This window comes from Streptomyces sp. NPDC088354 (assembly GCF_044753585.1).
Taxonomy (GTDB): Bacteria; Actinomycetota; Actinomycetes; order Streptomycetales; family Streptomycetaceae; genus Actinacidiphila.
In genome coordinates this window covers 35280-45973 of record NZ_JBIVNJ010000048.1, presented here as the reverse complement: position 1 = coordinate 45973, position 10694 = coordinate 35280, and the positions used below count along the sequence as shown (strand labels likewise).

The following is a 10694-nucleotide window of genomic DNA, read 5'->3' as shown; positions in this document are numbered from 1 at the left end:
AGGGCTACATCGAGGACCGGCGCCCCAACGCCAACGTCGACCCCTACACCGTCACCCGCCTCATCGTCGACACCTGCTGCACCGCCCTGGAGAAGGCCGGCCTCGTCTGAGCAGGGTCCGGCACCCACCGCTTCCGCGCGCCGAGGGCGCCCGTCACGACGACGGGCGCCCTCGGCGCGTGCCGCTGCCTCACCGGACGCGCACGGCCTCGTAGAGGAAGCAGCCGTACTCCACGGCCCGTACGTGCACCAGCGCGACCCTCGGGTCCTTGAAGCGGGTGGCGAGCACGGCCTCGGCCGCGCCCGCCGCGGCCTCCTCCGCGCTGAGCCGCACCAGGCGGCCGCCCAGGATGCGGCCCCCGGCGTCGTACGAGCGCAGCACCCGCCGCTCGCCGTGCAGACCGAGCGCCGGGGCGTACCCGGCGCCTTCGGGCGGCCCCGGGCAGTCCTGCGCGCGGGCGTGCACGAAGACGGGGCCCGTCTCGTCGTACGGACCGGGCCGGGCGCCGGTCGCGGCCGCCCACCGGCGCAACGGGGCGTACGCGACGAGGGACACGCGCTCGCCGGGGCGGCTGCGGCGCAGGCAGCAGCGCAGCGGGGCGCCGCCCTCGGCGTCCACCGCGGGCTCGGGCGTCAGCCCCGCGTCGTCGGTGAGGCGCAGCCGCTCCAGGACGGCGGGGTCGAGGGCGCGGACACGGAAAGGGGCGGTGTACGTCGTGGTCATGCCCCCCAGCCTCGCCGCGAAAGCCCGGGCGGTCCGGCGGGTTCCGGACGTCGCGCTCGGCGCGGCGCCGCCCGGGACCTCACGCATCGTCACATCCCGTGCGGCCCATGGTGATTCCCCGCCATGACGGGTCCGACCCGGGTGCGGCGGGGTGACCTCCCCGGGCTTCACTCGTTCTACGGAACGTGACTTCTCAACAAGCGACCGCCACCCGGACCCGGCGCGGCGCTCCCGTGATCGTGGACGTCGAGGAGGCCGAGGCCGCGCTCGTCGAGAACTACCCGCATCTGGTCCGGCTCGCGTATCTGATCCTGCCCGCCGGGCTCGGCAGGCACCGCCGGGTGATGAACGCGCACACCCTGGTGCAGCGCGCCCTGCCGAGGTCGGCGAGCGAGCCGGACCCGGCCTCGCTCGGGGTGCCCGGGCCGCGCGGCCCGGTGGACCGGTCGTACGCGCTGATGCGGCAGGAAGTGCTGTGCGCGGCGCTGGCGTTCGAGCAGGAGGAGGGTGCCCGCGGCTGGCTGCGGAAGGCGGCGACGGGTGTCCTGCCGCCGCACGTCTGGGGCCTGCGGCTGCACCCGAAGGCGGGCGGGACGGACGAGGCGGCCCTGGACCGGGCGCTGGCCGGGCTCGACGCCCCGGCCCGGGCGGCGTACGCGCTGCTGGAACTGGAGAACCTGCGCCGCTCCGACGGCCGCGAGGTGCGCAAACTGCTCGCCGCCGCCGACGCGCCCGACCCGCGGGCCGCGCTCAAGTCCGCGGAGGCGGTCCCGTACGGGCTGCTCGGCGCGGGCGGGTTCGACCCGTGCACGGTGCAGGCCCGGCCGACGGATCTGCTGCGCAGGCGGCAGCACGGCCGGGCCGGGCTGATCGCGGCCGCTGCGGTGGCGGTCACGGCGGTCCTGGTGGCCGTGCTGGGCGGCGGACCGGAGCCGTATTCGGCGGGCGGCCCGCCGAACGCGTACGGCGCGGGATTCCTGGACCCGGCGCAACTGGTCCGGGTGGACGACACCGCGTGGAAGCGTGCCTCCCGGGTGGACTTCACCGTCTGGCCGGCCCGCGGCGGCCGCGCCGGGGACGCGGGGCTGCTGGGCCGGGCGCTCCAGGTGTGGGCCCACCCCGGCGAGCGGGTGGCGGTCTCGGCCACCAAGGGCACCACCGAGAGCCTGCCCGCGCAGCCCCCGCAACTGCTGTACGCGGGCGACGTGGACGCCGCCGGCGTGGTGCTGATGTACGACGGCCTGCGGCTCGTGCGCTACGCGGAGCCCCGCGACGGCAAGGGCGGCGCGGCCCTGGACTTCACGCGGGTGGACGGCGCGGACGCGTCGACCGCCGCCGTGGTGCTCGGCAGGATCGACGGCAACACACGCTTCCTGACCGCCCCGTGGGTGACCGGGTCGGCGTCCCGCGATCTGCTCGGGCCGGGCCGGCCCGCCCAGAAGCTGGGACGGACGGCGGACGGGGTGACCGACCCCGTGCGGATGCCGGGCGCCGGGAGCGACACTTCCCCGGCCGGCGCGAACGGGCCGTGCGGCACCTCCTGGCCGGCGCTGGAGTTCCAGCCGGCGAAGGGCGTGGGCACGGGCAAGCCGTTCCTCCTCACCGACCTGGGCGACCTCGTGCCGGTGCACCTGACGTACCAGGCGCCGGACAGCGCCGCGCCGGCCGAGGCCGCCGGCAAGGACGCCCTGGCGAGCTGGGCGCGCACGGCCTGCCACCTCGGCTCCATGCGGGGCATGGGGGTCCGTACGGTCAACGCCTGGCAGTACGCCGAACAGCCGCTGCCCGAGGACAACGGCCGGGCTGCCTGGGTGTGCACCCGTGCCGACACCTGGACGGGCACGAACGGCCGGACGCTGGCGCTGTTCCTGCCGCCGGTCGCCGAGCCGGCGAGCCCGGGGGCGCCGGTGGGCCAGAGCACGAAGGACACCGGGGCGTGCGGCAGGTCGGTGCCCCAGGTGCTGGCCGGGGTGCTGTGGAAGTCCACGGCCGGGCACTGGTACCTGCTGGCGGCCGGCAGCCCCGACGTCGCCCGGATCGAGGCCACCGGCGGCGTGAGCGGTTCCGCCGAGGGCCCGACGATGGCGGTGCGGGCCGAGCAGGGCGCACGGGCCGAGCTGTCGGCGGTGCTCGACTCGGGCACCGGGATCACCACGCTGCGCTGACCTCTCGGGGCCGTCGGCCCGGTGGCCGCCCCGCCACCGGTCCGGCGGCCCCGGCCGTCGTGCCCCGGCCCGTGACCGCGTGGTTCGACGTGGTTCGAGGTGGATCGCGTCCGGCCGTCCCGCCCGCGCAGGCGCCGCGGCCTCCGGCGCAGGTTCCCGTGACGCCGCGCGCCCGGCACGCTCCGCCTTGTGCCCGGTGGGCCCGCCCGGCGAGGGCCGGTGCCGGGTCGACGACAATGGCGGCATGAACGACCTCGGCTTCCGGCTCGCGGAGCACTCCGACGCCCCCCTCCTCGTACGCCTCCGGGACGGCGCCGCGCGCTGGATGCAGGAGCAGGGCATCGACCAGTGGAAGCCCGGTGAGATGGGCGAGGACCACTTCCGGGCCCGCATGGCCGAGGGCGAGGTGTGGCTCGCCGAGAGGAACGGCGGCCGGGTCGTCGGCGGCTGGGAGCTGTGGTGGACGGACGAGCCCGCCTGGGGCGTGCGGCCGCCGGACGCCGGCTATGTGCACCGGCTGATGGTGGACCGCGCGACGGCCCCGCGCGGCGCGGGCCGGGCCATGCTCGCCGAGGCCGAACGCCGCATCGCCGCCACGGGGCGCGGTTGGGCCCGCCTGGACTGCGTAACCGGCAACGCCCGGCTGCGCGACTGGTACGTGACGGCCGGCTACACGGTCGTCGGCGAGCAGCCCCGCAAACAGGGCGGCAAGGGCAGCCCGTACCCGGTGACGCTGCTGGAGAAGAAGCTGTAGAACGTCAGAAGCAGAGCGTCAGAAGCGGAGCGGCCCGCCCGGAGGTCCGGGGCGGGCCGCTCCGCCGCCGGGGGCGGCAGGATCGCGGGTCAGGGCTGTGCGCGGCGGGCCCGGTCGTAGGCCGCGTCGGCCGCCCGCCGGATCTCCTCCCGGTCCCGCAGGATCGCCGCCATCTCCTCCTCGCTGCCGGGGCCCGGGCCGGGCCCGCGGTTCGTGAGCCGGTCGTAGAGGAAGCGGCAGGCCGCGTCCTCGGTACCGAAACGCCCGTGCGGGTCGTCCACACCCCGCTCGTGGTTGCCCACGACCCAGGCGTCGCCCTCCTGCCGGAGGTACCTGAAGTCCACGGGGCACGGGGTATTCTCGTGGACGCCGGGGATCTCGTACAACCCGTCGGCCACGCCCGCGGCGGCGAGCGCCTCGCACAGCTCACGTCGGTTCATCGGGACCTCGTCAGTTCAGGCGCGCCAGGTCGCCGTTGACCACGTGGGCGCCCACGCTGTCGCCCGGCGGCAGCACGTACTGGACGCCGTTGCCCGGCTGCCCGAACCAGGGCTCGATGAAGCCCGCCTGGACCGTGAAGGGCTTCAGGACCTTGTACACGTGGTAGTTGAAGGGGTAGTCGCTCTCAATGGTGTTGAGGCTCTGCGGCGTGAGGGAACGCTGGAAGTACGGGGTACCGGCCGGCGCCAGGAACCTGCCGCCCTCGCCGCCGAAGCGGTCGATCCTCTGCCCGACGGTGAAGGTCAGGCTCACACTGAACGGCGTCACACCGGACCGGTAGCCGTCGTTCGGCGGGAAGATGAAGCCGCCCGTGTTGGGATTCCACCAGGTCGCGATGAACCCGTTCGCGGTCTGGCCGCCGAGGCGTCGGTAGTCGGCGAGAATCGCGCCCAGGACACCCTTCTTCGGCAGGAACCTCGGGCCGAGCCGGGGGTCGCCGCAGAAGAACGCGGGGTCGGTGAAGGCGATCCCGAGACAGGCGCGGGGGTTCTTCGGGTCGCCGACCAGGGGCGACTTCGGCTTCGCGCCCGGCCCGTGATCCGCCGGGGCACCGGGCACGACGGTCGGGGCGACGGCTGCCGGCCCTCGTTCGTCGGCCTGCGCCGACCCGCCCGCTCCGGCCAGCGTGCTGCCGAGCAGCACGAGCAGGGCGGAGACGGTGGAAAGCGATATTCGACGGCGACGCTTCAAGGAATCCTCCCAAGGGTGGTCCGCGGCACGCCGTTGCATGGGCGGGCGGCCGCGGTGACACGGTGGGGCTTCCGGGGACCACGTTGTTTACGGAGTGTCACCGGAGCCGCCCGATACGTACCCCTCGGAGATCACGATGCCGGGACGACATGCCCGGCATTCACGCGGATGGACGCGGAGTTCGCCCGTACGCAGCACCGCCCGGCCGGGGCACCCCCTGGCAGGGGCGCGCCGACCGGGCGGTGACGGAGCGTCGCGCTACCGGCGGACGTACACCGCGACGGTCCGCGCCGGGACCGTGAAGGTGCCTGAGGCGGCGTCGTAGGCGGACCGCTTGACCACGGGGTCGGACCCCGCGGCCTGGACCGGGTGCAGTACGTAGCCCGTACCGGCGAGGGCGGCGACCCGCTGCTCCTGGGCGCGCGGGGTGGCGTTGAGGACCACGACCAGGTCGCCGAGCCTCATGGTGATGACACCCGGGGTCTCGCCCCTGCCGGACAACGGGAAGGAGAGCCGGTCCCGCACCTGCGCGGCCGTGCCGAGCCCGAAGGCGGGTTCGGTCGAGCGGATGCGCAGCAGGTCCTGGTAGGCGTCCGAGGCCGCGGTGATCTCCGGGCAGCCGACCGTGAGGGTGGGCGCGGTCAGCAGGGGCTCGGCGTACGGCCACTTGGACTCGTTGTCGGCCTTCGGGGGCAGGCCGCGGCCGAAGCCGTTGCCCGCGCGGCAGTCCCAGTGGACGGCGTTGAACCAGTCGCCGGAGTCGTAGGAGTTGCGGTCCAGGGACTTGGAGCGCAGCAGGTCCGAGCCCGCCTGGTAGAGCGCCGGCCCCTGGGAGAGGACCGGGACGGCCTCGGCCAGCACCTGCATCCGGGCCCGGTCGGCGGGCGAGGTGCCCTTCGGCAGCTTGTAGGCGAGGGCGTCGAAGAGTGCCTCGTTGTCGTGGGCGTCCACGTAGGCGAGGGCGTCGCCCGGCGCGTCCGCGTAGCCGGCGGGCGAGCCGTTGTAGTCGACCTCGGCGCCGGTGACCTCCTTGCCCCCGCTGTCGGTGAAGGAGAAGGACTTCAGGTTGCCGGTGAGGCCGACCTTGATGAGGTCCTGGTAGTGCAGCAGGCGGGCCTTCTGCTCGGCCTCGGTGCCGTTGGCCGCGGAGCCGTTGGGGTCGGTGAACAGGCCGGAGGCGAAGCCCTGGACGCCGGGGTCGGAGTCGAAGGGGCCGCCGCCGCGGACCGCGTCGCGGGCCCGGTCGGAGAAGGTGGCGACGCCGGTGCCGGCCATGTTCTTCTGGGTGGCCTGCACGAAGCGGGCGTCGTCGGCGACCTCGCCGAAGTTCCAGCCCTCGCCGTAGAGGATGATCTTCTTGCCGTCGACGCCGTCCTTCGCGGGGGTCAGCGCGTCCAGCGCCTTGCGGACGGCGAGGATGTTGGCCTTGGGGTGGTGGCCCATCAGGTCGAAGCGGAAGCCGTCGACCTTGTACTCCTTGGCCCAGGTGACGATCGAGTCGACGACGAGCTTGCCCATCATCGCGTTCTCGGTCGCGGTGTTGGAGCAGCAGGTGGAGTTGGCGACGGTGCCGTCGTCCAGCAGGCGCTGGTAGTAGCCGGGCACGATCCGGTCGAGGACGGACGTGTCGTCCTGGCCGCTCGCGGCGGTGTGGTTGTAGACCACGTCCATCACAACGCGCAGGCCGGAGGTGTTGAGGCTCTGCACCATCTTCCGGAACTCGACGGTGCGCTTCGTGCCGTCCGGGTCGGTGGCGTAGGACCCCTCGGGGACGGTGTAGTGGAACGGGTCGTAGCCCCAGTTGTAGGCGTCCTTCGCGGCGACCGCGGCCACGCACTCCTGCTGCTTGTCGGAGTCGGCCGGGTAGGCGCCCAGGTCGCAGTCGACGGTGGCCTGGTCGGCGCTCTTCTCCGCGACCGTGGCGAAGTCGAAGGCCGGCAGCAGGTGGACGTAGGAGACACCGGACTTCGCCAGCGCCCGCAGATGGGTCATGCCGGCGGAGCCGGTGTCGGTGAAGGCGGTGTACTTGCCCCGGTCCGCGGCGGGGACGGTGGCGTCCTCGGCGGAGAAGTCCCGGATGTGGAGTTCCTGGATCTGGGCGTTGTTCAGGCCGACCGCCTTGGGCTTGGCCAGGTGCGACCAGCCGCCCGGGGCGAGCGCCTTGTCGTCGAGGTCCACGACGAGGCTCTGCTCGGAGTCGGCGGTCAGGGCGACCGAGTAGGGGTCGGTGACGGTGTTGGTGACGACCTTCTGCACGCTGGGCGCCCAGACCTTCACGGCGTAGCGGTACGGCTTGCCGGTCCAGCTCCGCTCACCGGTCACGCTCCAGACGCCGGTGGCCGCGTCGCGCCGCATCGGGAGGGTGCGTCCGGCCAGGTCCAGGGTGACGGACTGCGCGGTCGGGGCCCATACGGAGAGGGTGGGCCTGCCGTGGGAGAAGACCGGGCCGAGCGCGGCCTTGGTCGCCTTCGCGGCGTACAGGTCGTCCAGGACGCCCTGGATCTGGACGCCGGTGGCCGACAGCAGGGCTCCATCGGCGAGGTGCTGGGTTGCGATGATCTGCCCGGTGAGCGCCGTGCGGACCCGGTCGCGGTCGCGCGGGTCGATACTGAAGGCCGCGTAGTCCTTCAGGTGGGGGAAGCGGGCCTTCTGGGCGTCGGTCAGACCACCCGGGACGCGCTCGAGACGGAGCCAGTGGCCCTCGCCGGTCAGAGCGCCGTCCTCGACCGCCAGGCCGCCGTCCGGGGCGTAGACCAACTGGTGACTCGCGGCGGTGTCGCCGGTCTTCCAGGCGACGGTGTCGGCGTCGATCCACTGGGCCTTGGCCGAGGACAGGTCGAGGTCGGCGGAGGAGCCCGTGGTGGTGGGCAGCAGGTATTTCTCGGTGCCGTTCAGGAGCCACACCTCGTGTCCGTAGGTGGCGAGGTCGAGCGACTGGTCGGCGGGCAGGTCCTTGGTGTCGCCCTTGTGGAGGATGTAGCTGAGCGACGTGGCACCCGCGGCGAGCGGCACCTCGAAGACCGCGCCGTAGGCGTCGGTCCGCACCGGCTGCAGCGGGGCGGTCCAGTCGGTCGGGTTCGCGGCGCCGGTCCAGGTGTGCAGGCCCCAGCCGGTGTAATCGCCGTCGGCACGGTGGTAGTGGAGGACGGCCTTGGAACGGTCCTGCCCCGGCTCGGTGCCGGAGGGGGCCTGGGTGGCGACGGCCTCCTTGCCCTGCTCGACCCAGATCTCACCGTTCTTGGTGACGTCGATGAAGCGGTCGGCGGCGACGTCCTTGGTGCCGTCCTTGTCGATGACGAGGTAACCGACGCTGGACGCGCCCGGCTTGAGCTTCACATAGGCGAAGGCGCCGTAGGCGTCGCGGCCGATGAAGTCGTGGCCGGCGGGCCAGGTGGTGCCCTCGCCGTCGGCGATGTCGCCCCAGGCGTACAGGCGCCAGTCGGCGTAGTTGTTGTCGGACCGCTTGTAGTGGACGACCGCGTAGTCGCGGCTGCTCGCCACCGGGGGCTGCGGCGGGGCCGGAGTGCCGCTGGTGGTGTCGGCGGTGGCGGCGGCGGTCCGGCCGGCGGAATCGATCACGACGGCCTTGTACCGCAGCGCGGTGCCGGGCGTCACGTCGTCGCCGACCGTCTGGGTGACCTTGTACGGCGCGTGGTCGGCCGAACCCAGCACCTTCCACGGCCCGTTTCCGGTCTGTGCGGCGAAGACGACCCGGTTCAGCTGCCCGCCGTCGACATCGGCGGAGAGCTCGACGGTGCCGGTGGCGCCCGCGGCGGGGGCCTTCAGGGTGAGGGCGGGCCTGGCGGCGGCGGGGGCGCCGAGCGGCCTGCTCGCCTGGTAGACCACGGTGGACAGCGCCGGGACGGTGACACCGATCTTCCGGTCGCCACCGCTGGTGACGGAGCCCTCGGTGCCGTACAGGGCGGTGAAGGCGGTGTTCGCGGAGCCGGTGGGGACGTCGGCGGTGCGTGCCTCGGTGGCGTTGTTCACGGCCACGACGTACTCGGTCCGGGTCTTCGCGTCGGTGCGGGAGAAGGCGTAGATCCCGGCACCGTCGGCCGCGTAGCGCTCGGTCTGGACGCCGTCGGCCAGGGCGGGGTGGGCCTTGCGGAGCGCGGCCAGCTTCGCGATCGCCCGGTAGAGGGGGGCGCCGGTGTCGTAGGCGTCGCTCGCGTGGGTGCGGTCGGTGCCCAGTTCGTCGTCGTCGAGGTAGTCGGCGACCTTGGAGGCGAACATCGTCTGGCGGGCGTCCTTGTCACCGCCCGCGCCGGTGAAGCCCTGCTCGTCGCCGTAGTAGACGACGGGGTTGCCGCGCGAGAGGAACATCAGCTCGTTGGCGAGCCGGTCGCGCCGGACGAGTTCGGCGTCGTCGGCCTTCGGGTTGTCCTGCTTCAGGAACGTGCCGATGCGGCCCATGTCGTGGTTGCCGAGGAAGGTGACCTGCTCGTAGGCGTTGGCCTTGTCGGTGGTGTAGCGGTAGTCGTCGCCGAAGACCGAGCCGAGCCGGGCCGCGGAGCCGCCCTGGGAGGCGTACTGGCGGGCGGCGTCCTGGAAGGGGAAGTCCAGCGTCGAGTCCAGGCGGCCCTGCGTGACGTACGGGGAGGTGATGGCGGTGTCGGCGGAGTAGACCTCGCCGAACATGAAGAAGTCCTTGCGCCCGTGCTGCGCGGCGTACGCGTCCAGCGCCGTGGCCCACTGGGTCCAGAAGGGCAGGTCGACGTGCTTGACGGTGTCGATGCGGAAGCCGTCGACGGCGAAGTCGCGGACCCACCTCTGGTAGATCTCCTCCATCCCCTTCACGACCTCGGGACGCTCGGTCCACAGGTCGTCCAGGCCGGAGAAGTCGCCCTGGTCGGCGCTCTCGCCGGCGAAGGTGGAGTCGCCCCGGTTGTGGTACATCGCCGGGTCGTCGAGCCAGGCGGGGACCTTGCTGTTCGCGGTGACGACGGGGGTGCGGGGGAAGGAGTCGCGGTCGACGGCGGGGAAGCCGTGGCCGCCCTTCGCGTAGTCGCTGTCGTCGAAGGGCACGCCGTCCTTGGTCAGGTACGGGAACGCGCCCTTGGAGAGGTAGCCGTAGGACTTCTCGTCGTAGTCCACGACGTCGGCGGTGTGGTTGGTGATGACGTCGAAGAAGACCTTCATGCCCTTGGCGTGGGCCTTGGAGATCAGCGACGTGAGGTCGGCGTTGGTGCCGAAGTGCGGGTCGACCTGGGTGAAGTCGGTGATCCAGTAGCCGTGGTAGCCGGCCGACGCCTGATCGCCCGTGCCCTGCACGGGCCGGTTCTTGAAGATCGGCGCCATCCATATCGCGGTGGTGCCGAGGCCCTTGATGTAGTCGAGCCGCTTGGTGAGCCCCTTGAGGTCGCCGCCCTGGTAGAAGCCCTTGTCGGTGGGGTCGTAGCCGGTGCTGAGCCGGGTGCCGGTCAGGCCGCCCCTGTCGTTGGAGGAGTCACCGTTGGCGAAACGATCCGGCAGGACGAAGTAGAACTGCTCCCGCGTCAGGTCGTGGCGGGCCGGCTGTGCGGCCAGCACGGCGTCGGACGGCGGGGCGGGCGGGGCGGCGGCCGAGGCCGCGGGGGCCGAGGCGGGGACGGCGAGGGCGGCGGCGAGGGCCGCCACCGCGACGGCTGCGGCTCCGCGTCTGCGCGCGCGTGAACGCGCGGCGGACGCGGGCAGCCCGGTGGGCTGGGCCACGGGGGTTCTCCTTGCGGAATCCGTGTGCGGACGGGTGTACCTCGGGGAGCCCACGCGCCATGAGCCGTGGCCCGGCGGCAGTGCCGGACCGTGAGCGGGACCGTACCCCTTGCGCGGGTCTTACAGCAAGATGTCGCAAGGATTTCCAATGCGGTCGCACCGGGGCG

At 73.2% G+C, this 10694-nt stretch carries 6 protein-coding genes and 1 pseudogene; 3 read left to right on the top strand and 4 right to left on the bottom strand.

Annotated features, from left to right (window positions below; translation table 11 throughout):
• Positions 1-110, top strand: a pseudogene (locus ACIP98_RS37390) (glutamine synthetase); the annotation flags it as partial.
• A 79-nt stretch (positions 111-189) separates the two neighbouring features.
• On the opposite strand, the gene ACIP98_RS37385 reads toward ACIP98_RS37390, so the two are convergent.
• On the bottom strand, positions 190-723 hold the full coding sequence (locus ACIP98_RS37385; protein ID WP_319662183.1) for a DUF1203 domain-containing protein: 534 nt from the start codon (positions 721-723) through the stop codon (positions 190-192).
• Positions 724-908: 185 nt separating this feature from the next.
• Here ACIP98_RS37385 and ACIP98_RS37380 point away from each other — a divergent pair, with 185 nt between their 5' ends.
• Both ACIP98_RS37380 and ACIP98_RS37375 read left to right on the top strand, forming a co-directional pair.
• The gene (locus ACIP98_RS37380; protein ID WP_401980701.1) at positions 909-2888 is read left to right on the top strand and encodes a hypothetical protein; all 1980 of its coding nucleotides are present in this window, start codon (positions 909-911) and stop codon (positions 2886-2888) included.
• 244 nt (positions 2889-3132) lie between these two features.
• A complete protein-coding gene (locus ACIP98_RS37375) occupies positions 3133-3642 on the top strand; it encodes a GNAT family N-acetyltransferase (protein WP_401980698.1) in 510 nt (169 codons plus the stop codon).
• Positions 3643-3731: 89 nt separating this feature from the next.
• Here ACIP98_RS37375 and ACIP98_RS37370 read toward each other — a convergent pair whose 3' ends face one another.
• The 3 genes from ACIP98_RS37370 to pulA all read right to left on the bottom strand — a co-directional run bounded on the left by ACIP98_RS37370 (position 3732) and on the right by pulA (position 10527).
• Positions 3732-4082: a hypothetical protein gene (locus ACIP98_RS37370; protein ID WP_401980696.1), complete on the bottom strand. Its 351-nt coding sequence runs from the start codon at positions 4080-4082 to the stop codon at positions 3732-3734.
• A 10-nt stretch (positions 4083-4092) separates the two neighbouring features.
• Positions 4093-4833, bottom strand: a complete 741-nt coding sequence (locus ACIP98_RS37365; RefSeq protein WP_319662188.1) for a TNT domain-containing protein — start codon at positions 4831-4833, stop codon at positions 4093-4095.
• A gap of 258 nt (positions 4834-5091) precedes the next feature.
• Complete coding sequence (gene pulA, locus ACIP98_RS37360; RefSeq protein WP_401980693.1) at positions 5092-10527, bottom strand: pullulanase-type alpha-1,6-glucosidase; 5436 nt, start codon at positions 10525-10527, stop codon at positions 5092-5094.
• Between the last annotated feature and the right edge of the window lie 167 nt (positions 10528-10694).

What these genes read in the sequence shown, in the direction of transcription:
- ACIP98_RS37370 (WP_401980696.1), bottom strand. Translation starts at nt 4,082, where the DNA reads ATGAACCGACGTGAGCTGTGCGAGGCGCTCGCCGCCGCGGGCGTGGCC.
- ACIP98_RS37385 (WP_319662183.1), bottom strand. Translation starts at nt 723, where the DNA reads ATGACCACGACGTACACCGCCCCTTTCCGTGTCCGCGCCCTCGACCCC.
- ACIP98_RS37375 (WP_401980698.1), top strand. Translation starts at nt 3,133, where the DNA reads ATGAACGACCTCGGCTTCCGGCTCGCGGAGCACTCCGACGCCCCCCTC.